Here is a 21,766-nt window from a genome sequence, read left to right on the forward strand (position 1 = left end):
CCCTCAGTTGAGGGGTTTTTTTTAATATTGATTATTCATCATCTTCAGTATCTAAACCGAATTTTTTCAAACGGTAGCGTAGAGAACGGAAAGTCATTCCCAACTTCTTCGCGGCTAAGGTTCGATTCCAATGGGTAAGATTCAATGCATTCAGAAGAATTTCTTTTTCAATATTCTCCAAATAGCGCTCCAAACCTTCGGGTGGAAGCTTCTTTGAACTCATGTTTGGACTTGCAGAATATTGCGGTGTTTCAACTTCTTCAGTTGTCGTATTGGAAAATGAAGGTGCTGGGTTTGCCAATGAACTACGTAAAGGTGCAGTTTGGAGATGTGCCAAATCAATATTGTCATCGTCACTCAGCGTAATCGCACGTTCAATAATATTGCGTAATTCGCGCACATTACCTGGGAAATATTGCTGTAATAAGAACTGCTCTGCACGTGAAGATAACGATTTCGCAGTGAGGTCCCATTCTTGACTAATCTTTTGAATAAAGTGATTGGCCAATAACAAAATATCCTGTCCACGTTCACGTAAAGGAGGCAGTACGATATCCATCACATGAATACGGAAGAACAAATCTTGACGGAAACGACCTTGCTGTACCAACAGTTCCAAATCTTGGTGACTGGCACTAATCACACGGAAATCCACATCAATCTCTTGATCTGAACCAACGGGACGAATTTTCTTTTCCTGTACGGCACGCAGCAATTTGACCTGCATATTTAAAGGTAGTTCGGCAATTTCATCCAAGAACAAACTACCGCCGTGTGCAGAGAGAATTAAGCCTTGCTTGTCCTGAGTTGCGCCAGTAAAACTGCCTTTTTTATGCCCGAATAGTTCACTTTCCATCAATTCAGTTGGAATCGCCCCACAGTTAATCGCAATAAAAGGGCCTTCGCTGCGATTACTTAAACGGTGGACCAGATTCGCAACCACTTCTTTGCCTGTTCCTGATTCACCTGTAATGAATACTGGGGCCTGGGAACGTGCAATTTTCTTTAAGGCGATGCGGAGCTGTTGAATAGGTGCAGAACGTCCAATTAACAGCTTGTTCTCTAAGGCTGTTTCGGCAGCCTCTTGTTCAGGTTGTGGACGGTTCAATGCTTTCTGAATCAATTGATCCAAATGCATCTGGTTGACAGGTTTACTGACAAAATCAAATGCGCCTGCTTTTAAGGCTGAAATGGCAATATCCATATTGCCATAGGCAGTCAGTACCGCAATAGGCGTATTGGGATAGTTCTGTGTCACGTGTTTGACCAGATCCAAACCATTGCCATCTGGAAGATTTAAATCTGTTAAGCAAGCATCGTACTGGAATTCAGTAAAGAACTTTTTTGCCTGTTCGACCCGATAGGCCAGATGTGTCTTGATGCCCATACGCGCCAGCGTCATCTGCATTAAAAGACATAAATCTTCTTCGTCGTCTACCAATAAGACGAGTGGTTGTTTTGTTGCCATTTCCCCGAGAAACCTAATCTATAAATCAATGAGTTTTTGAGCATTCAATCCTGAAGCATGCTCCTTGTTGTCGCTCTATATAAGTGAGCTTTGCATGATTTGCCTCGCAAAAAGTATGAGACAAATACAATCCTAAACCAGTTCCTTTAATTTCGGTACTAAAAAATGGTTTGAACAGTTGAGAAATATCCCGTTTTGAGACACCCGTCCCAAAATCGATGACATCAATGCAAGTTCGTCCGTCTTTTTCGTGCACCTCGACTTCGATATAAGGCGCATCAGTTGCATTATGTCTTAACGCATTTCTAATTAAATTAATCAGCACTTGGCGTAATTGTTTTTCATCAAATAAGATGTTGGTTTGCTCTGTGAGTTTAATTTGAATTTGTTGTTTAGCATCTGCAAGATCTTCATTGAGTAAACTTTCAAAGAAGGAGCTCAGATCAATTTCTTGTGCTTCTGTCGGTTTATTTCGTGCCATTGCTAAGGTGTCTTGCACGATGCTATCAATCCGTTTGGCTTGTTTGCTAATCATGCGCGACAGCATTTCTTGTTGGTGGGTATCACTGTCTTTGAATAATTCATTGGCTTGCACAATAGCAGCCAAAGGATTGCGAATTTCATGGGCAATACTGGCTGACAGCTGACCAAGTGCGGCGAGTTTCAATTGCTGAACTTGCTGAGTCAGTTTTTGTGCGTCTTTTAAGATCAATAACACTAAGGCTTGTTCGGGAACAATTAGATGCTTAACCCGAACGTTGATGGTGTATGAACTTTGCTGTGATTCAAAACTGAATTCTTCGCCATCCTCTAAGTCACTAAACTGAACCAGTTCAAATAAGTCGGGTTGTAATTTGATCAGTGGCGTTTTTTCTAAGGAAATCGGTAAATGGATACCTAATAGCGCATTGGCTGCTGGATTGGTTAATACGATATGATTACTTTCATCCAGTACTAAATAGCCATCTTCGATTTGTTCTAAGATATAGCGGTTAATATTCTGTAGTTGATGGATTTCAATGGATTGATGAAAGGTTAAGGTTTCTAGAATTTTAAAACGCTGTACTGCAATACGACCAATGGCATGAACTACAAAAAATAAAAACGCCAGAAAAACGCTATTTCCGAGGTGATTTAAATTATTGGCCTCAAAAAAGTCACCTAAAAAACGTTGGTAAACCACCATAATGACGGCAAATAAAGTAATAATCAGCGACAGGTGAGCGTTTAATAATATCGCAGAAGAAAAAATAATAATGACGTAAAGCAAGCTGAGTTGCAGATTTGGACCACCTGCAGAAAAAGTGATTAAGCTTAGGCAAATGACATCAATCAGAAAGATAAAAATCAACTGCTTTGAGGTCTGTATTGGGACAAGATGTAGTAAAAACAGTTGAAAAATGTTGAATGCGATATAGCAAATCAAGGTATAAAAATATAAGAAGGGATAAACATAGTTGCTGGAAAGTTGTTCAGCAGTGAGTAAATAAATTAACAGCAGGCTAATCGAAATGATTAGCCGATAGCCGCTATACCAAACCCCAAGCCGATAGACAGTTTGTGAGACTGACGACGCAATTTTCCCTAACATAGGCACTTACTGTTATTTTAAGGTTTAATGAGTCCATAACGAATCGCAAGATGGGTGAGTTTGACATCACTATCAATGCTCAATTTTTCAAAAATACGATAACGATAGGTATTTACAGTTTTGACGCTTACGAATAATTTGTCAGCGATTTCTTGAGCACTAATACAATTCACCACCATCATGGCAACTTGCATCTCCCGCTCTGACAAGGCATCAAATGGCGATTGCTGAGTATCCGAAAGATAGGAGCTGGCCAGTTGCTCGGCAATATCAGCACTAAAGTATTTTCCGCCTTGCATGACTTTGTTGATAGCACGAACCATTTCAGAAATCGGTGCACCTTTGGTGATATAGCCTTTCGCTCCTGCTTTTAATAACAGGGATGGATAGGGTTCTTCAGCAAGACCGCTGACGGCAATCACTTTTGTTTCAGGTGCGCTTTGTAATAAGCGGCGAGTAGTTTCCACCCCACCAATACCTGGCATATTCACATCTAACAACACTACTTGCGGGTGTTTCTGACGGACTAATGCAATGGCCTCTTCACCTGATTCAGCTTGCCCAATGACCTCTACATCGGGGTGGTCTTCCAACATACGACAAATTCCTGTGCGTACGAGTTCATGATCATCAACAACGAGAACAGTGATCAAGAAGACCTCCTTTTTTCAAAAAAACTGGTTTTTTGTTACATAAAGCAAAATTAGCTTGCAATGAAACGACAAAATTAGCAATCCTATTCTTCGTTTTTAGCGAATAGTTGTACACAATTGTGTCTATAAAAGCTTTACCCGATTTGTTTAAATGTAAGGCATAATGGTATTAAGCGCAAATGTGCAGCGTCCTGAGTTGAGTATTGTGTCGTGAAAAATTCTAAAAAATCTATCATGCATGTTTTAAGCATGTCTATCTTGTTGGCCTGGAGTTCAACAAGTTTTGCTGAACTGGTTGTGAATAACAATCCAGCTTCTTCGCGTGTGAGCGGTTCAGCTTCGATGAATTGGTCTGCAACTGATGCAAGTCAGTTTATGGAAGATGATGATCCAGTAGAAATTAGCCCACAAGGTTCAACCTCTGTTACCACAACATTGCGTAACGGTGGTTCGGCAACAATTACTTCTTCAAGTACGCCGCAACAGTCGTCGACACAGATTCGCGATACCTTTGGCTACAGCAGTCAGCCTTCAGTCAATGCACGCGCTGCTTTGGTGATGGACGCGCAAACGGGTGAAGTACTGTACAGTAAAAACAGTAATATGTCGGTACCCATTGCATCGATTACTAAGTTGATGACGGCTGTCGTCACGGCAGATGCTCGTTTAAACATGTCAGAAGAAATTACGCTAGAGTCAATCGACTTTGCTGGTGCTGGCGGTAAGAACTCAAGTTCAACCCTACGTGCAGGCGATACCATGAATCGCGCAGAAGCACTTTTGTTTGCATTAATGAAGTCTGAGAATCCAGCTGCAGCTGCATTAGCACGTACCTATCCAGGTGGTCGTTCTGCATTTATTGCGGCAATGAATGCAAAAGCGAGGCAATTGGGCATGACGTCTACGCGTTATGCTGAATCTACAGGTTTAGATCCACATAATGTTTCTTCAGCACGTGATTTGGGTATTCTGGTAAGTAGCGCTTCACAATACGGCTTGATTCGTCAATTCTCTACCACGCCGACCTATGACTTTAATTTAGGTTACCGTGTGCTGAAATCCAATAATACCAATGCGTTGGTACGTAATGGCGGTTGGAACATTAACTTGTCAAAAACAGGCTATATCAATGAAGCAGGTCGTTGTGTAGTGATGCATACCACTGTGAATTCACGTCCAGCGGTTGTGGTGTTATTAGGTGCGCCAAGTTCGCAAGCACGTAATAGCGATGCAACGAATTTATTAAGCTGGTTAAGCACTTTGCCAAAACGCGTTTAGTTCTCTTAAGTCAAAAAACTCCTCTTTATGGGGAGTTTTTTTATGGTTGCTGCAAAGAGTAATTTCTATATTCAGACCATAAAAAAACCAGTTGCAGGCACTGGTTTTTTTATTTCAGTACGTATGCTTACATATTTGAAAGAATAGAATCTTTCACTTGATCCATAGTCGCGTCAATCGACAACATCACGGCATCAGCACATTGCTTGATTGCAGTGTCTGGGTCTTTTAAGCCATTGCCTGTCACTGTACATACAATCACAGAACCTTCAGCAATTTTACCTGCTTTAAGATCACGGATCGCACCACCAATAGATGCTGCTGACGCAGGTTCAACAAACACACCTTCATACATTGAAAGCAAACGTTGCGCTTCTAGAATTTCAGCATCAGTCAGTTCATCAAACCAACCTTTAGAATCACGTACCACTGCTTTAGCATGGTTCCAGCTTTGTGGATTACCGATACGAATTGCTGTTGCAACAGTTTCTGGGTTCTCTACTGGCGCACCACGTAAGAATGGAGCAGCACCAGAAGCTTGATAACCGACCATTGTTGGTAAGCCTTCTGGCTTAGGACCAGTGAATTGATCTGTTGCAGCATCATAAATCACTTGTTCAAATTGATCTGCAGGTTGGTTTGCAACTGCTTCGGTATAGCCCATCCAGTGTGCTGTGATGTTACCAGCATTACCGACTGGTAAGCAGTGATAATCAGGAGCACGACCCAATGCTTCTACGATTTCATAAGCAATGGTTTTTTGACCTTGCAGACGGTATGGGTTGATTGAGTTTACAATCGTTACAGGTGCTTGATCTGCAACTTCTTTAACCAAACGCATGCCGTCATCGAAGTTACCACGGATTTGCATAGTGATCGCGCCGTACATCATTGCCTGCGCCATTTTACCCATAGCAATTTTGCCTTCTGGGATTAGAACAAACGCTTTGATGCCTGCACGTGCTGCATACGCTGCTGCCGCTGCAGAAGTATTACCTGTAGATGCACAGATAATTGCTTTAGAGCCTTCTTCAACTGCTTTGGTCACCGCCATGGTCATACCACGGTCTTTAAATGAACCAGTTGGATTCAGACCTTCGTATTTCACATAGATTTCGACGTTTTTGCCAATAATACGTGGAATGTTCTCTAGTTTAATCAGTGGGGTATTCCCTTCACCTAAAGAAATTGCGCGTGTAGTTGCAGACACAGGTAAACGGTCACGATAACGATCTACAAGACCAGTATAACGATTGGCATTCGACATGATGGTGTTCCAATATGAGGTAGAGCGGGGTGAGGGAAGTCATTTTCCCTCAACCTGATTAACTATCGAGCGATTCTAAACGAATTCTTACGATTTCGCCACGAATTGCAGGTAATGCTTGAATTTGTGCTAGTGCTTCATCCATTTTTGATTCAACGATCGGATCTGTTAAAATCACGATAGGAATCAAGTCTTTTAAGCGTGATTGCTGCATGATGGCATCAATACTAATACCTGCACGGCTTAGAATCGTAGTGACATCAGCGAGTACGCCTGTTTGGTCTTCAGCATTGAGACGGATGTAGTAACCAGTGGTCATTTCTTCACGGCTCAAGATTGGCACGTTAGTCAATGCTTCAAAAGCAAGCTGAGGAATTGTTCCTGCGCCATCTTCGGTATATGAAATATCACGAACGATATCAATCACGTCAGCAACCACAGCAGAAGCAGTTGGACCTGCGCCTGCACCAGCACCGTAATACAAAGTAGGACCAACTGCATTGGCTTGTACTAACACTGCATTTTTAACGCCATTGACGTTAGCAATCAATTCTTCAGCAGGAATTAAAGTTGGATGTACACGTAACTCAATGCCTTTATCTGCGCGACGTGCGATACCTAAGTGCTTGATACGGAAACCAAGTTCTTCTGCATATTTCACATCTTGAGCAGTGATTTTGCTGATGCCTTCGGTATAGACCTTATTAAATTGCAATGGAATACCAAAAGCACATGACGCCAAAATCGTGAGCTTATGTGCAGCATCAATGCCTTCCACATCAAAGGTTGGATCAGCTTCAGCATAACCAAGTTCTTGCGCTTCTTTTAAAACGTCTTCAAAGGCACGGCCTTTTTCACGCATTTCAGTCAGAATGAAGTTACCTGTACCATTAATGATGCCTGCAAGCCATTCAATATGGTTAGCAGCAAGACCTTCACGGATCACTTTAATGATTGGGATACCACCAGCAACAGCTGCTTCATAGGCAATCTGAACAGCATTGTCTTCAGCTGCTTTAAACAGTTCATTGCCATGTTCAGCCAGTAAAGCTTTGTTTGCAGTCACAACCTGTTTGCCATGTTTAATGGCTTCCATGATGACTTCATAAGCAGGATGAATGCCACCCATGACTTCGACTACAACATCAACATCAGGTTGACGTACGATTTCCATCAGGTCATCACTTTGTTGAATGCCTTCGAGCTGTAAATCTGGACGTGGACGGCGTGTGCCTACGTGTGTAATTTGAATTTCTCGACCGGTACGGCGTTTAATTTCCGCAGCATTTTCTTGTAGTAATTTAAGGGCTCCACCACCTACAGTACCAAGACCGAGTATCGCCAGACGAACTGGTTTCACGTCACACTCCATTATATTCAATCATTTTAATGAAGCTTGATCATAGCTAAAAAAATGCGCAGACACTAGGGCTAAGATCATCTTTAATCTGTCGCCCGAGTCTTTGTTATTTTGAAAGGGATTTTTAGCTTATTTGTTTAAGCGTTGAACAATTTCTTCAGGGGTCATGTAACCACCTAAATATTCACCTTCGACGTTATAAATCGCTGGTGTACCATTTACACCCATATTTAAACCCAATTGATATTGGTCACGTACTGGGTTCTTACATTCTGCTGCAGTCACAGGTTGGCCTTGAGTTGCTTGCTCAAATGCAGCTTTACGATCTTGGCTACACCAGATAGCCTGCATAGTTGGCATGAATTGTTCGCCACGTGGCCAAGCGATATAACGCACTTCAATTCCTTTGGCATTAATCTCTGCTAAGTGTTCATGCAGTTTATGGCAATAAGGGCAGCTTGAATCTGTAAACACATAAATCACATGTTTAGCTTTGCCACCTTGCGCAGGATAAACGATTAAGTCTTCAGTTTTGAGTGAGGCTAAATGTTTTTTATTTTCGGTTGCTTGTAAGGCATCGCTGACATTGTGCAGTTGTTTATCACCTAAACGCACTACATCACCTTGAATAATGTATTGACCATCAGCAGTGGCATAGACTGAACCCATCCCTTCCAGACTCACCCAATAAAGGTTTGGAACTTCAGTTTTTTTGATGCTCAGGATTTTCGCGTTGATATTGGCTGTTTTAAAGTTTTTTTCTAAGGTCGAGACCAAACGCTGTTGTGCATTGCGTTCGTTTAATGTTGATGCTTCACCTGTCGCTGGTGCACTTGCTGTGAGCGCATCTTGTTTTTGTGCTGAGTTTTCTTTTGAGCAAGCACTGACTAATAATGTTGATGCTAATGTACAAGCAATTACAAGCTGAGACCGAGTAAACAACATATAGAACCTTTTTTGTACGAATTCATTTGTATAAGGGGCCTAGCATAACAAAAAAAATGAATCACTTCGTTAAATCTTGCATAGGCTCTGTGAACAGCATCAAGTTTTGCCTGAATCCTAGATAAATGGTGGTTTTAGCCACGTGGATGGTATTTACCATGTAATTCCTGCATTCGCTGTTGCGCGACATGGGTGTAAATTTGCGTAGTAGATAGGTCACTATGTCCAAGTAGCATTTGCACCACACGTAAATCTGCGCCGTGATTGAGTAGATGAGTTGCGAAAGCATGGCGTAAGGTATGGGGAGACAATTCCGCTTGAATATTAGCTTGTAGGGCATAACGCTTAATCGCATACCAAAAATTCTGTCGACTCATGAGACCGCCATGTTGAGTGAGAAACAGATAATCCGTGCTGCTTTTATACAGCTGTGGACGTGACTCAGCCAAATATCTTTCGATCCAATCACAGGCAAATTGACCCAACGGAACGAGACGTTCTTTATTACCCTTACCTGTGATTCGAACAAAGCCCTGTTTTAGGTTGATCAGTTCTAAACGTAAATTTAGTAATTCTGAAACACGTAGACCACAGGCGTACAGGACTTCGAACATGGCACGATCACGTAGGCCTAATGCTGTATTGATGTCAGGTGCATTGATTAATGCTTCTACATCTTGTTCAGATAAATCCTTGGGCAAGGCACGACCAATTTTAGGGGAATGGTGGGTGGCAACAGGATTATCGTCCCGTAATTTTTGTTCTCTTAAAAACTTATAAAACTGTCTTAAAGCAGATAGACAACGTGCAATCGAACGAGGACTTTTCCCTGCTTTGGTGAGGGCGATAAGAACATCCGCAATGTCATCACTAGACCATTGCGGTAATGCGGCGGTTTGATGTAATTCAGCACATTGAATCAGGTCGGATAAATAGGCGTTACGGGTATGTGGGCTCACGGTTTGAGCCACTAGATAATCCCGAAAACCCTGTAAAAAACTCAAATTTTCAGGGATGTTAACCGCAGCGGGAATACGAGGCTTTTTATTTAACATAAGGCGTTGAAGATATTTCTCAGTGAAAGAGGGGCGGGTATTTTAGGGAGAACACTGCCCTGATTTATTTTTGGTTGAATTGCACTGTAAAAGAAAAATGAATTGTTGTCGATCTGTCACAGAAGCAAATGCCACTGAGATTGGTTTTGGTAATTATTCTCATTTGCTTGTATACTAGCAAAAAAGGGTTAAGGGTTAGAAGCGGTGCGATTGTCAGCATTAAAAGTCAAGCAAACAGCGATGATTACGAAAGTAAATCGCGTGGTCGATGAGACAGAACAGCCAGATTTAGTTGCAGTTCGTTTAGAAAGTTTAGGCTTTGTGCCAGGTACACAAGTACAGGTGATTACCAAAGGTATCTTTGGTGGGGATCCGATTCTAATCCAGCTCGGTTTTACGCGTTTTGCGTTACGAAAAGCGGAAGCGGATAAAATTGAAATTCAACTTGAAGGAGCACCTGCATGAGTGATGCGTTACGTGTTGCCCTTGTGGGAAATCCAAACTGTGGTAAGACATCTTTATTTAACCATTTGACTGGTACACGCCAAAAAGTTGCCAACTATGCGGGTGTGACGGTTGAACGTAAAGTCGGGCACTTTCAGCTTCCTTCGGGGAAAGCGGTGCGTGTTCTGGATTTGCCAGGAACCTATAGTTTACAGGCGACCAGCCCAGATGAAGAAATTACCCGTGATGTCTGCCAAGGTAAAATTGCGGAAGAAGGGCAACAAGATGCCTTCTTGTGTGTGGTGGATGCAACCAACTTAAAGCTACATCTTGGTTTGGTGTTAGAAATTATTGAGTTGGGTCGTCCTATCCTTGTGGTGTTGAATATGATGGATGAAGCGCGTCGTCGCGGTATCCAGATCAATACACAAAAACTTTCTGAGCGTCTCGGTGTACCTGTGGTTGAAACGGTTGCAGTACGTAGTTCGGGCATTGAAAACTTATTGCACGCATTGGATCAAGGAAAGTACTCTGTTCCTCAGACTGAGCTCAGTGGTCTGGCAGGCACGCCACATCAAAAAATTGAAGTGATTTTCAAAGATGTGGTGAACTTTGTTGATCAGGAAGATAAGCGTACTGATTTTCTAGATAAGATTTTCCTACATCCAGTGCTTGGCCTACTTAGCCTTGCAATCATGATGTTCATCGTCTTCCAAGCTGTTTTTTCATGGGCAGAACCATTTAAGGGCGCAATCGAAGATGGTGTAGTGCCATGGTTGGGAGAGTGGTTGACGGAAACAATTAGTCATCCTGTGCTGCAAAGCTTGTTGGTTGATGGTGTGCTTGCTGGTGCGGGGACTGTGGTTGCATTCTTACCGCAAATTTTAATCCTATTCTTCTTCATTCTTGTACTGGAAGAGTCGGGTTATCTACCACGTGCCGCATTTTTGCTTGACAAATTAATGTTCAAAGCGGGTTTGAGTGGGCGCTCTTTTATCCCGTTGTTATCGAGTTTTGCTTGTGCAATTCCGGGCATTATGGCAACCCGCAGTATTAGTGATCCACGTGATCGTTTTACCACGATCATGGTTGCGCCGTTAATGACCTGTTCTGCACGCTTGCCTGTTTATGCCTTGTTGATTGGTGCATTTATTCCAAGTGAAACGGTATTGGGGATCTTTAATTTGCAAGGTCTCGTGCTGTTCGGTTTATATATGGGTGGCATTGTAAGTGCGCTCTGTGTTGCATTTGTGATGAAATTTTTGCAAAAGGACAAAACCCAGCATGCTTTGTTGATGGAATTACCAAGCTATCGTTTTCCTGATATGAGAAGTGTGGCAATCGGTTTACTAGAGCGTGCAAAAATCTTCTTGCGTCGTGTTGGTGGAATCATTGTTGCCTTGACCGTAATTCTTTGGTTCTTGTGTACTTTCCCACAAGCTCCTGAAGGTGCGACACAACCTGCGATTGATTATAGCTTGGCGGGTATGCTTGGGCATTTATTACATCCAATTTTCGCGCCTTTAGGTTTTAACTGGCAGATTGTCGTTGCACTTATTCCAGCTATGGCTGCACGTGAAGTTGTGGTTGCTGCTTTGGGTACCGTGTATGCCTTATCAGGGGCAGATGATGATGCAGTTGCACAAGGTTTGACTCATCTGATCAGTGCTGATGGTTCGGGTTGGTCATTGGCAACTGGCTTGTCATTATTGGTCTGGTTTATCTATGCACCACATTGTTTAGCCACTTTAGCAACAGTACGCCGTGAAACAGGCTCATGGAAACATGTCGCGGTCATGACGGTTTATCTATTTGGTTTGGCTTATTTAATGTCGTTCTTCACCTACCAAATTGCATCACGCATTTGGGGGTAAAAGGAGTAGCTTATGTTTGAGTACTTGATTGTTGCTGTATTGGTGCTGTGGAGTGCTGTTGTAGTGTTTAAGAAGGTGCTTCCTCAAACAGCAAGTTCAGCATTTCTGAGTCTGTCAAATCTTTGTCAGCGACTAGGTTGGCAACGTTTGGCGACATGGTTAAAACCGAAAATGGCAGCTGGTTGTGGCGGAAATTGTGGTTGTTCTACGGATGAAGCGGAGAATAAAAAAGCAGAGCCTGTTCAAACAGTGAAATGGCGTTAAGCGCAATCTTAAAATTGCCCATCTTAAGATGGGCAATTTTTTTTGGAAAAGAAAAAATGAATCAGACGGATATGAGTGAGAAGACATCGTTAAGCTTAAAACATAAATGGATTTTATTGGGTTTTGTGCTATTGATGACTTTGCTTTATCTCTCTGCTTTGTCAAAAAATCTGAATATTTATAAAGAAACAGTTTTATGGCTACTTTCATGTTCCATCTTGACGTATCTATGGTTAAAACCCGAATTGATTGAACTTAAATTCAAGCACTATGTATTTAAATCTGTAGATTGGCTGGGGGTTGTGATCCTAGTTTTATTGGGGATTGGCTTTTTTATACCTGCCTAAGCTTTTACGCACTGACACAAAAAAGATTGAATAAAACCAAAACTGAAAAAGCATTTAAAACAGTAAAGTGCTAACATTTTTGCCATTCTGTAATCTGCAAAAAATGGGGCGAAAATGTTAATACAACGTGGTGGATTAAAAGTTGTGGCTGGCTTGGGTATTTCGGGTGTGTCAGCAGTTAACTTTCTACATGAACAGGGCTACCAAGTTGCAGTAACAGATTCACGCGCAACCCCACCTGGACATGATCAGATTCCAACAGGTGTTCGTACCAGTTTTGGTCAACTCGATACCGAGCTTTTATTACAAGCAGAAGAAATTATTCTCAGTCCAGGGCTTGCACCTCAACTTCCAGAAATTCAACAGGCCATTGAAAAAGGTATTCCAGTTGTTGGTGATATTCAATTATTACGCCGTGCGACTGAGGTGCCAATTATTGCGATTACAGGATCAAATGCAAAAAGTACCGTGACCACATTAATCGGCTTGATGGCACAAGAGGCTGGCAAAAATGTGGCTGTCGGTGGCAATTTAGGTCGCCCTGCATTGGATTTATTAAAAGATAAACCTGATCTGATTATTTTAGAGTTATCGAGCTTTCAACTTGAAACCACATCACATTTAAATGCAGAAGTTGCTGTGGTGTTGAATATGAGTGAAGATCACCTAGATCGTCATGGCGATATGTTGGGTTATCACAAAGCCAAACATCGTATTTTTCAGGGTGTGAAAAAAGTCGTTTATAACCGTGATGACAATCTAAGCCGTCCATTGGTTCCAGATGTTACGCCAATGCAAAGTTTTGGTCTGAATGCACCTGATTTAAATCAATATGGTGTATTACGTGATGCCGATGGCAGCATGTGGTTAGCGCGTGGAAGAGAGCGTTTGTTGAGAACCTCTGAGATGTATATTCAAGGGATGCACAACGTTGCCAATGCATTGGCATGTTTGGCATTGGGTGAGGCGATTGGTTTACCTACGGATTCGATGTTTGAAACGCTTAAGCATTTTAAGGGCTTGGAACATCGTTGTGAGTATGTCGAAACGATTGATGGTGTACGCTATTACAATGATTCTAAAGGAACCAATGTTGGTGCGACGCTAGCTGCAATTGATGGTCTTGGTGCTGCAATTGAAGTGAACAAAGGGAAGTTAGCCTTGATCTTAGGTGGGCAAGGTAAGGGGCAGGATTTCAAGCCTCTCCGTGATGCAATTCAAAAATATGTGAAATCAGTGATTCTCATTGGTGAAGATGCTGCGGTGATTGAACAGGCGATTCAAGGTACAACAGTTATTCAGCATGCAAATAGCTTAAAAGAAGCGGTCGAACTGGCTCAAAAAGCCACACAAGCGGAAGATGTCGTTTTACTTTCGCCGGCTTGTGCAAGCTTTGATATGTTTAAAAGCTACAATGATCGTGGGCATCAATTCGTGGCATGTGTAAATGCCTTGAACGAAAAGAAGAACTAGGAACAAGACTATGGCTGATTTAGCCCAAAATACGGTGCAAAAGATTTCGCAGTTGCTGAATCGTTTACCCAAGCTTCCAGCAGAAATGACAGCGCGGAATATCCTGATTTTTTGTGTGATTTCTTTACTGTGTTTCGGTTCGGTTATGGTGGCATCTGCTTCGATGCCATATGCAGAATATATCCATGAAAGCCCATTTTATTTCTTGATTCGTCATGGTATCTCAATTGTCGTGGCTGCGCTGGTGGCGTTTCTGACTTATCGGGTGTCATTAAATCTGTGGTTTAAAAATGCCTTTCCTTTATGGCTCATTACCATCGTATTGCTGTTGGCGGTGCTGGTGGTGGGTTCTGAAGTGAATGGTGCCCATCGCTGGATTAAGGTCGGTGGCTTTACCTTGCAGCCAACCGAGATTGCCAAAATTGTGATGGCGATTTTCACCGCAGACTATGTGGTGCGTCGAGCCAAAGAGGTCCGTACCCACTGGAAAGGCTTATTGCGTTTAAGCGGGGTGATGGCTTTAACGGTTGGTTTTATTGTTGCTGAGCCTGACTTGGGCGCAACTGTTGTTATCGTGTTAATGATGGTGGGTGTATTCTTCTTGGCGGGTGCACCTGCAACGCAGTTCTTGATTATGCTGGGTGCAATCTTTGCGGGTGTCAGTGCATTAATTATTTTCGAACCATTCCGCTTCCAACGCTTGATTTCGTTTACTAACCCTTGGGCAGATCCTTTGGGTGTGGGGTATCAGCTCTCCAATGCTTTGATGGCCTTTGGTCGTGGTGAGTGGTTTGGTACGGGCTTAGGGCACAGTGTACAGAAGCTCTCATATCTACCTGAAGCGCATACCGACTTTATGTTGGCGGTGTTAGGTGAGGAGTTTGGTTTCTTTGGTGTGTCGATTGTGATGATGCTGTCGTTTACCATGCTGGCGTGTTGTATCCGTATTGGTCACCGTGCCTTGCAACATAACTACTTACGTGCAGGTTATTTGGCCTACGGGATTAGTATCATCTTCCTGATGCAGATTTTGGTCAATGCAGGCATGAATATGGGCTTGATGCCAACCAAAGGTTTGACTCTGCCTTTCATTAGTTATGGCGGTACATCACTCATGATGTGTGCGGCGATGATTAGCTTGATTCTAAAAATTGATGCGTCAACGCAAGAGTTGAATCCTGTAAAAGAAGAATCAAATTTCTGATAGACGTCTCTCCCTCTTTCTTTATCCAAATATGATGTGAGATAAAGGAAGAGGGGAATCTGTATTTATTGTATTTTTTGATATGGCGGTAATGCGGTACCAGCCTCTTCAACCAAATTCATTAATATTTTATATTCTGCATAGCTATCATTTAAGTAATTAAGTTCAGCGTCTTTTTTTTCATGACGAAGAATTTCAGCATGATATTGATAACGTTTTTCTAAATAATCCTTATCTAACCCAAGCGCAATAATCATGAGTTCCTGTGACCAATGCATTTGCACTAGAATATGATCAATCGCATCTCCATATGCCCATGTTTGTAGACTTTTGAGATTGCCGTTTGCGAAATGCTGATGCAAAAAATTTACAAGTCGATCAAACTCTGGGAAAAAAATTTGGATGCCATAGTTACTTTCCCATCTTGAGTTTAAATTAAAATTTAATGCATAAAATTGTTCAGCTCCAGATACTCTTTTTGTTGTATCTCTAATATCTGGTATGTCGACTCTAACTTTAAGTTTCTTGGTAAATTTACTTTTCATCTCTTCTGTTAAGAAATGATTTGTCAAATCCAAAGTCAGATCAATGTCTGGAGATTGGGTTAAACTCCACAAGATAACTTTGAGTTGATAAAAAATACTTTTTCTATCGCTAATAAGTATGAAATGTCTCATTCCACTATTCATATTAGTTTCAGCGTCAGGGCGATTCCATTGGGGGTCAATAAAATCATAATTTCGATAAAACCGATGTAACTCTAGCTTTTTTAAAACGGGGTGATGTAAACACCATAGCTTAAACAATTCTTCAGCTTTTTTTATATTTCGTGGCGCCTGAATATTGTCCAGATCAAAGACCTGTTGTTCAGTGCTTAAGGGTTTAAGAAAAGATTTAAGAATTGCTGAGACCGCATTGGTTGGGACTTGGAGAACGCTTACTCCCCATGCCGCAAAGCGTGGTTCATAAAAACCGACTCCTGAAGCCCGAACAGCTTCATAAAATACTCTGTATAACGCATCACCTTGCGCCAAAATATCGAAATGTTCTAATTCTAATATCGCACACGGTGCCGTTGTTAGACCGTGCTGTAAACCTATAACCCAGTCCTCTATTTCATTAGAAAAGAACTCGCTATATTTTGGATCGGTTACTTTTATAACAATATAATTAATCCATGCCTGTAGTGTCTTGCCTTGACTCTCAGTATCTCGGTGCTGTTGATATAAATCATAAGCTGCACGCTCAGAATCATTCAGCGAAGGAATCTCGGCTGTAAAAATTTCAGGTTCCCATAAATAAATTGCACCTAAAGACATATGTTTCCCCTTTAATTTGTTGTCTCAAATTTTTAATGTGATGAAAGCTTTTTATTTTGGTGATTGATTTTATTTTAGTTAATTGTTTTTATAAATAGATTCCAGTTAAATGCTCACCTTTTGGAATCAGCTTGACATCCCATTGCTGCACGGCTTGTTGTAGCATAATCCGCGGTTGATTCAGTTCCACCGCAGGTTGGCCTAAAGCCAAGATCGCTTGCTGTAATAGTTTGGGGGCTTGAGTGATATCCAATGCTTGTGCCAGATTCTGTTTAGACAGTTTTTGCCCTTGATCGTTCATGGCAAGTGGTAAATGCATATAGCTTAAACTTGGATAACCCAGTAAAGAACCTAACCAGATTTGTCGAGCGGTGTTATCGAGTAAGTCCGCACCGCGTACAACATGCGTGATGCCTTGCAGATAATCATCGACCACTACTGCCAATTGATAGCTGATAATGCCATCACGACGCTTTAATACAAAATCACCCAGATCATGCTGTAAGTTAGAACACTGCTGGCCTTGTAATCGATCTTGAAAGCAAATCAGTTGGTCGGAAACTTTTAAGCGAACGGCCTGATCAGCAAAATCAAGATTGAGATTGCGGCAGGTTCCGGCATAGATATGATTGGAACCCAGCATTTTACGGGTACATTGGCAGGCATAAATCGCATTGAATTGCTTGAGTTGCTCAAGCACCTGCTCATAGATCTCGAAACGATCTTTTTGAAAAATAATTTCTGCATCGGGTTCAAATTGAAAGGCATCAATGCAAGAGAGAATGTGTGCTTCGCTATTGGGATAAATGCGAGGGATGTCGGTATCTTCAATCCGAACCAGCCATTGGCCGTGATTGGCTTTGGCGTCGCAATAACTGGCAACTGCGGTGAGCAGGGAGCCAAAATGCAATGGGCCGGTTGGCGATGGCGCAAACCGACCCACATATGAGCGAAGATTAAGCAAAGCATCGCTTTGCTTAACTTCATGGCTCAACACGGTTTTCAAAATTAACCGTTATTTTGCTTTTCTTTGATTTCAGCCAAAGTTTTGCAATCGATACATAAAGTCGCAGTTGGGCGAGCTTCTAAACGACGTAAGCCAATCTCGATACCACAAGTTTCACAGAAACCGTAGTCTTCGTTTTGAATGGCTTCAATCGATTGTTCGATTTTACGGATGAGTTTGCGTTCACGGTCACGTGTACGTAATTCAATCGCAAATTCTTCTTCTTGCGTCGCGCGGTCATTGACGTCAGGAAGTGCACTAGATTCGTCTTGCATCGTATTTAAAGTACGATCAACTTCAGACATTAACTCTGCTTTCCATGCATTTAAAATTTGGCGGAAATGCTCAAGTTGTCCTTCAGACATATATTCTTCATTTTTCTTTGGCTGATAAGGCGCAATTCCAAATAAGCTCGCAGTTGTACCGCTTTCTGAAGCTTTTGGTTTGGTTTTGCGTGTACGTTTTACAGCCAATTTTTGATCGTCGATCACTTCTGTCTGTTCGTCCAAGACTTGATTTTGGTTGTCATTCGCCATATAGGGCATTCCTCATCTTACACGTACTATCTATACGCAAAAAATATGGTGATATGCAAGTGTTTTTATAGAAACCTGAGATGGTTTTTCCCATCAAGGGTCGACATCATATAGAGTTTTTGAGCAAGATGGTAGTCATTCCCGTCCAGATTTTGTCTGAAATTGACAATGTAATTTGTAATCAAAAGTTTAATCATATCCTAAAACTTCAGAACTACTCATTCGTTGCGATGTCGGTAAACGATAGACCTGAGTTTCCAGTTCACCGTTCGCTTTAAGGCAGATATAGCGGTAACCAGGATGCTCTTCATCGAGTGCAAATTTATCGCTTCTTGGTTTGAATTGGATACAGGTTGAAGGGGTAGATAAAAATTCAACACCTTGCCATGTATTGATCGAATCTTGATGTACATGACCACAGACTATTGCTTTGACATTGGAGAATGGTTGGATTGTTTCCAACAGGTCTGAGGAGTTTTTGAGCTTGTGTTGGTCAATCCATGCCGATTGCATCGCAAAAGGATGATGATGACAAGCAATCAGCACATGACGATCATGTTGTTGTGCAAGTAATTGGGTGAGTTGCTGCAATTGTGCGTCAGCAATTTTTCCATCAATACGTTTTGGTTGTGCGCTATTTAATAAAATAATGCACCATTGACCTAGTTCAATCACCGTTGGCTGAGTTGGATCTGTTTCATGAAATGGAAAATGCGCCACATCGTCATGGTTGCCTGGCGTATGGAAAAAGGGAATTCCCACGCTTTGCATATGTTGTACATAGCGTTTATATGTCAATGGTGTTGGCGATTGTGCCAAATCACCGGTGTGTACAATGAGGTCAATATGAGGATGTTGCTGGCGCATCAAGTCGATTACAGCATGAAAACTTTGTTCGGGCTGCATCCCGACAAATTCTAAATGTGGATACTCTAATAAATGTGTATCAGTAATCTGTATCATCACAAAATCTTGTTGCGATAATGATGAGACTTGGAAAGTCACCGTCGTTAGCCCCTTCAGATTTTTATCTTTGTTGTAGTTGTATATGTTGAGACAGCCACTGCAATGCCATGATTACAGGTGCGTTTCTCAACCGCCCGTTATTTAATAATGCTTCTAATGCGGAATAATCAAATAGATGAAGTTGAATATTTTCCCCTTCATCTGGCATCCCAAAAATGCCCCCGTCCTTTGGCAAATCAACTTCTGCTACATATAAATGAAAAAATTCAGAACATGCGCCAGCAGAAGGGTAGAAGCTAAATAAATGTTTTAATGTGGTGATCTCACTGCCAGATTCCTCTAGGCTTTCACGGCGGATACAGCTTTCAGGCGATTCATTTCCATCAAGTACCCCCGCGATGACTTCGAGTTGCCATGGCGACACTGGATCACTCAATGCACCGACACGAAATTGTTCAATCAGTGCAAAGCGTTGTTGTTGGTCATTATATAGTAAAACGCCAGCGGCTTCTGGACGATGAACCAATTCACGTTGAATTAAAGGTGAAAAATCTTCTCGGTGAAATAACCGATGTTTTAAACTCACTTTCTCAACTTGAATGAATCCTCGAAATAAAGGCTCTCGAGATTCTATCGTAACGTCGGTTGCTGAATAGCTGGCGTGGTCAAGAATATTCATCTTCAATCAGGATGAGATTGTACATATCTCATCCTAACCGAGAATGATTCGCAGGAAAATCTTTTTTTAGTTGATTTACACCTTGTGGTACAATTTTTGACCATGTTCCTGATAAGCGGTTTTCATCGCATTGAGACCTGCTTCAACTTCTGTTTCGGCATCATTTGACTGCTTGGCATTGTGTTGATTTTGCGCGTAATCTCGCACATTCTGGGTGATTTTCATCGAACAGAATTTTGGTCCACACATCGAACAGAAGTGTGCAGATTTATGCGCTTCTTTGGGAAGCGTTTCATCATGCATGCTGCGTGCTGTGTCTGGATCTAAGCTTAAATTAAATTGGTCATCCCAACGGAATTCAAAGCGTGCTTTAGATAAGGCATTATCGCGGACTTGTGCACCTGGATGGCCTTTGGCCAAGTCAGCTGCATGTGCTGCAATCTTGTAGGTGATAATACCGTCTTTGACGTCTTTCTTGTTCGGTAAACCTAAGTGTTCTTTTGGCGTGACATAGCACAGCATCGCCGTACCGTACCAACCAATCATTGCAGCACCAATCGCAGAGGTGATATGGTCATAACCTGGTGCGATATCTGTGGTGAGTGGGCCAAGGGTGTAGAAAGGCGCCTCTTTACAGACTTCGAGTTGAAGATCCATATTTTCTTTAATCATATGCATTGGCACGTGACCAGGACCTTCAATCATGACTTGTACATCATGTTCCCAAGCGCGATGCGTTAATTCACCCAATGTTTTAAGCTCACTAAACTGCGCTTCGTCATTGGCATCTTGCACACAACCTGGACGTAAACCATCTCCCAAACTGAATGACACGTCATAGGCCTTCATGATTTCGCAGATTTCATCAAAATGCGTGTACAAGAAGTTTTCTTCATGATGGGCCAAGCACCATTGCGCCATAATCGAACCGCCACGAGACACTATGCCCGTGAGACGATTTGCGGTCATGGGTACATAACGCAGTAATACACCTGCGTGAATGGTGAAGTAGTCAACGCCTTGTTCGGCTTGTTCAATCAAGGTGTCTTTAAAGATTTCCCATGTTAGGTCTTCAGCTACACCATCGACTTTTTCGAGTGCTTGATAGATCGGTACAGTTCCGATTGGAACAGGTGAGTTGCGGATAATCCACTCGCGGGTTTCATGAATATTTTTACCTGTCGATAAATCCATGATGGTGTCGGCACCCCAGCGGGTTGCCCACGTCATCTTCGCGACTTCTTCATCAATAGATGAACCAAGTGCAGAGTTCCCAATATTGGCATTAATCTTCACCAAAAAGTTACGACCAATGATCATCGGTTCGCATTCTGGGTGATTAATATTGGCCGGAATAATGGCACGACCCGCAGCAATTTCCTGACGGACAAACTCAGGTGTAATCTCTCTTAAGTTTTGTGCACCAAAGTTTTGCCCTGGATGCTGACGCATATCTACATTTTCACGTTGGCGCTGGTTCTCACGAATGGCGATATATTCCATTTCAGGAGTAATAACACCTTGCTTGGCATAGTGCATTTGCGTGACATTTTTTCCTGTTTGCGCGCGACGTGGGTTTTGAATGTGGGCAAAACGGATTTCAGCTGTACGAATATCTTTTAAACGTGCTTGACCAAACTCAGAGCTAAGACCAGAAAGTACATCGGTATCTTGGCGTTCTTCAATCCATGTTTGACGCACTAAAGGTAAGCCTTTGTTCAGGTCGATTTGTACATTTGGATCGGTATATACGCCTGAAGTGTCATAGACCATGACGGGTGGATTGTGTTCACCACCTAAGCCAGTCGGCGTTTCGGTTAAGCTAATTTCACGGAAGGGAACTTGGATATCAGGGCGAGAACCTTCAACATAGACTTTTCGAGATGCAGGTAATATTCGGGTTAAATCTTTTGCAGCTTGCTCATGTTGAGCAGAAATATCAGCAGGGGAAAGATTCGTTAATTGGTTCATGGCATGATCCTTATGTATGGCATTAACGAATCAAGCACGACCAAAAACCATGGCGGATTCACCTCG

20 protein-coding genes are annotated in these 21,766 nt (G+C 42.1%); 7 read left to right on the plus strand and 13 right to left on the minus strand.

All coding sequences use genetic code 11. From position 1 onward, the window contains the following. Positions 1–31: 31 nt before the first annotated feature. Genes WA352_RS19130 through gacA form a run of 3 tightly spaced genes read right to left on the minus strand, consistent with a single transcriptional unit; the run spans position 32 to position 3,712 of the window. The gene (locus WA352_RS19130) at positions 32–1,468 is read right to left on the minus strand and encodes a sigma-54-dependent transcriptional regulator (protein ID WP_004802148.1); all 1,437 of its coding nucleotides are present in this window, start codon (positions 1,466–1,468) and stop codon (positions 32–34) included. Between the two features lie 25 nt (positions 1,469–1,493). Beyond that, positions 1,494–3,059 carry a sensor histidine kinase gene (locus tag WA352_RS19135; protein WP_004802151.1) on the minus strand — a complete coding sequence of 522 codons (1,566 nt, stop codon included), beginning with the start codon at positions 3,057–3,059 and terminating at the stop codon, positions 1,494–1,496. Between the two features lie 17 nt (positions 3,060–3,076). After that, positions 3,077–3,712, minus strand: coding sequence for a response regulator transcription factor GacA (gene gacA / locus WA352_RS19140; RefSeq protein ID WP_004802154.1), 636 nt, complete (start codon positions 3,710–3,712; stop codon positions 3,077–3,079). A gap of 210 nt (positions 3,713–3,922) precedes the next feature. Here gacA and pbpG point away from each other — a divergent pair, with 210 nt between their 5' ends. Continuing rightward, positions 3,923–4,990 (plus strand): D-alanyl-D-alanine endopeptidase PBP7/8, encoded by a 1,068-nt coding sequence (gene pbpG, locus WA352_RS19145; protein ID WP_157411984.1) that lies wholly within the window; start codon positions 3,923–3,925, stop codon positions 4,988–4,990. 127 nt (positions 4,991–5,117) lie between these two features. Here pbpG and thrC read toward each other — a convergent pair whose 3' ends face one another. The 4 genes from thrC to xerD form a co-directional block, all read right to left on the minus strand. Beyond that, a complete protein-coding gene (thrC, locus tag WA352_RS19150) occupies positions 5,118–6,257 on the minus strand; it encodes a threonine synthase (RefSeq protein WP_004802157.1) in 1,140 nt (379 codons plus the stop codon). Between the two features lie 58 nt (positions 6,258–6,315). Beyond that, complete coding sequence (locus tag WA352_RS19155) at positions 6,316–7,617, minus strand: homoserine dehydrogenase (protein WP_005314789.1); 1,302 nt, start codon at positions 7,615–7,617, stop codon at positions 6,316–6,318. A gap of 129 nt (positions 7,618–7,746) precedes the next feature. After that, the gene (locus WA352_RS19160) at positions 7,747–8,562 is read right to left on the minus strand and encodes a DsbC family protein (protein WP_005314793.1); all 816 of its coding nucleotides are present in this window, start codon (positions 8,560–8,562) and stop codon (positions 7,747–7,749) included. A 134-nt stretch (positions 8,563–8,696) separates the two neighbouring features. Beyond that, positions 8,697–9,617 carry a site-specific tyrosine recombinase XerD gene (gene xerD, locus WA352_RS19165; RefSeq protein WP_005314807.1) on the minus strand — a complete coding sequence of 307 codons (921 nt, stop codon included), beginning with the start codon at positions 9,615–9,617 and terminating at the stop codon, positions 8,697–8,699. A 204-nt stretch (positions 9,618–9,821) separates the two neighbouring features. Between xerD and WA352_RS19170 the strand changes: the two genes are divergently transcribed. The 6 genes from WA352_RS19170 to ftsW all read left to right on the plus strand — a co-directional run bounded on the left by WA352_RS19170 (position 9,822) and on the right by ftsW (position 15,223). Next, positions 9,822–10,082 (plus strand): FeoA family protein, encoded by a 261-nt coding sequence (locus WA352_RS19170; RefSeq protein WP_004656347.1) that lies wholly within the window; start codon positions 9,822–9,824, stop codon positions 10,080–10,082. Further along, a complete protein-coding gene (feoB, locus tag WA352_RS19175; protein ID WP_004802164.1) occupies positions 10,079–11,935 on the plus strand; it encodes a ferrous iron transporter B in 1,857 nt (618 codons plus the stop codon). The genes WA352_RS19170 and feoB overlap by 4 nt, the downstream gene beginning before the upstream one ends. A gap of 12 nt (positions 11,936–11,947) precedes the next feature. Beyond that, complete coding sequence (locus tag WA352_RS19180) at positions 11,948–12,199, plus strand: DUF6587 family protein (protein ID WP_005200588.1); 252 nt, start codon at positions 11,948–11,950, stop codon at positions 12,197–12,199. Positions 12,200–12,255: 56 nt separating this feature from the next. Then, positions 12,256–12,546, plus strand: a complete 291-nt coding sequence (locus WA352_RS19185; RefSeq protein ID WP_005314811.1) for a hypothetical protein — start codon at positions 12,256–12,258, stop codon at positions 12,544–12,546. 114 nt (positions 12,547–12,660) lie between these two features. Next, positions 12,661–14,019 (plus strand): UDP-N-acetylmuramoyl-L-alanine--D-glutamate ligase, encoded by a 1,359-nt coding sequence (gene murD / locus WA352_RS19190; protein ID WP_005314814.1) that lies wholly within the window; start codon positions 12,661–12,663, stop codon positions 14,017–14,019. A gap of 10 nt (positions 14,020–14,029) precedes the next feature. Next, positions 14,030–15,223, plus strand: a complete 1,194-nt coding sequence (gene ftsW, locus WA352_RS19195; RefSeq protein ID WP_005314817.1) for a putative lipid II flippase FtsW — start codon at positions 14,030–14,032, stop codon at positions 15,221–15,223. 65 nt (positions 15,224–15,288) lie between these two features. On the opposite strand, the gene WA352_RS19200 is transcribed toward ftsW, so the two are convergent. From WA352_RS19200 to thiC, 6 genes are all read right to left on the minus strand, one after another. Continuing rightward, positions 15,289–16,542 carry a hypothetical protein gene (locus WA352_RS19200; RefSeq protein WP_005314820.1) on the minus strand — a complete coding sequence of 418 codons (1,254 nt, stop codon included), beginning with the start codon at positions 16,540–16,542 and terminating at the stop codon, positions 15,289–15,291. A gap of 88 nt (positions 16,543–16,630) precedes the next feature. After that, entirely contained in the window at positions 16,631–17,539 is a 909-nt protein-coding gene (gene gluQRS / locus WA352_RS19205; protein WP_005314823.1) for a tRNA glutamyl-Q(34) synthetase GluQRS, read from the minus strand. A gap of 11 nt (positions 17,540–17,550) precedes the next feature. Next, positions 17,551–18,084 carry an RNA polymerase-binding protein DksA gene (gene dksA / locus WA352_RS19210; protein WP_004802178.1) on the minus strand — a complete coding sequence of 178 codons (534 nt, stop codon included), beginning with the start codon at positions 18,082–18,084 and terminating at the stop codon, positions 17,551–17,553. A gap of 189 nt (positions 18,085–18,273) precedes the next feature. After that, entirely contained in the window at positions 18,274–19,089 is an 816-nt protein-coding gene (cpdA, locus tag WA352_RS19215; RefSeq protein ID WP_004802181.1) for a 3',5'-cyclic-AMP phosphodiesterase, read from the minus strand. Positions 19,090–19,111: 22 nt separating this feature from the next. Further along, positions 19,112–19,729 carry an NUDIX domain-containing protein gene (locus WA352_RS19220; protein ID WP_005314826.1) on the minus strand — a complete coding sequence of 206 codons (618 nt, stop codon included), beginning with the start codon at positions 19,727–19,729 and terminating at the stop codon, positions 19,112–19,114. A 75-nt stretch (positions 19,730–19,804) separates the two neighbouring features. Then, positions 19,805–21,700 carry a phosphomethylpyrimidine synthase ThiC gene (thiC, locus tag WA352_RS19225; protein ID WP_005314830.1) on the minus strand — a complete coding sequence of 632 codons (1,896 nt, stop codon included), beginning with the start codon at positions 21,698–21,700 and terminating at the stop codon, positions 19,805–19,807. Between the last annotated feature and the right edge of the window lie 66 nt (positions 21,701–21,766).

This window comes from Acinetobacter sp. 102, assembly GCF_037028485.1.
GTDB lineage: Bacteria > Pseudomonadota > Gammaproteobacteria > Pseudomonadales > Moraxellaceae > Acinetobacter > Acinetobacter higginsii.

What these genes read in the sequence shown, in the direction of transcription:
- WA352_RS19130 (WP_004802148.1), bottom strand. Translation starts at nt 1,468, where the DNA reads ATGGCAACAAAACAACCACTCGTCTTATTGGTAGACGACGAAGAAGAT.
- WA352_RS19135 (WP_004802151.1), bottom strand. Translation starts at nt 3,059, where the DNA reads ATGTTAGGGAAAATTGCGTCGTCAGTCTCACAAACTGTCTATCGGCTT.
- thrC (WP_004802157.1), bottom strand. Translation starts at nt 6,257, where the DNA reads ATGTCGAATGCCAATCGTTATACTGGTCTTGTAGATCGTTATCGTGAC.
- WA352_RS19160 (WP_005314793.1), bottom strand. Translation starts at nt 8,562, where the DNA reads ATGTTGTTTACTCGGTCTCAGCTTGTAATTGCTTGTACATTAGCATCA.
- xerD (WP_005314807.1), bottom strand. Translation starts at nt 9,617, where the DNA reads ATGTTAAATAAAAAGCCTCGTATTCCCGCTGCGGTTAACATCCCTGAA.
- feoB (WP_004802164.1), top strand. Translation starts at nt 10,079, where the DNA reads ATGAGTGATGCGTTACGTGTTGCCCTTGTGGGAAATCCAAACTGTGGT.
- WA352_RS19180 (WP_005200588.1), top strand. Translation starts at nt 11,948, where the DNA reads ATGTTTGAGTACTTGATTGTTGCTGTATTGGTGCTGTGGAGTGCTGTT.
- WA352_RS19185 (WP_005314811.1), top strand. Translation starts at nt 12,256, where the DNA reads ATGAATCAGACGGATATGAGTGAGAAGACATCGTTAAGCTTAAAACAT.
- murD (WP_005314814.1), top strand. Translation starts at nt 12,661, where the DNA reads ATGTTAATACAACGTGGTGGATTAAAAGTTGTGGCTGGCTTGGGTATT.
- ftsW (WP_005314817.1), top strand. Translation starts at nt 14,030, where the DNA reads ATGGCTGATTTAGCCCAAAATACGGTGCAAAAGATTTCGCAGTTGCTG.
- WA352_RS19200 (WP_005314820.1), bottom strand. Translation starts at nt 16,542, where the DNA reads ATGTCTTTAGGTGCAATTTATTTATGGGAACCTGAAATTTTTACAGCC.
- dksA (WP_004802178.1), bottom strand. Translation starts at nt 18,084, where the DNA reads ATGGCGAATGACAACCAAAATCAAGTCTTGGACGAACAGACAGAAGTG.
- WA352_RS19220 (WP_005314826.1), bottom strand. Translation starts at nt 19,729, where the DNA reads ATGAATATTCTTGACCACGCCAGCTATTCAGCAACCGACGTTACGATA.
- thiC (WP_005314830.1), bottom strand. Translation starts at nt 21,700, where the DNA reads ATGAACCAATTAACGAATCTTTCCCCTGCTGATATTTCTGCTCAACAT.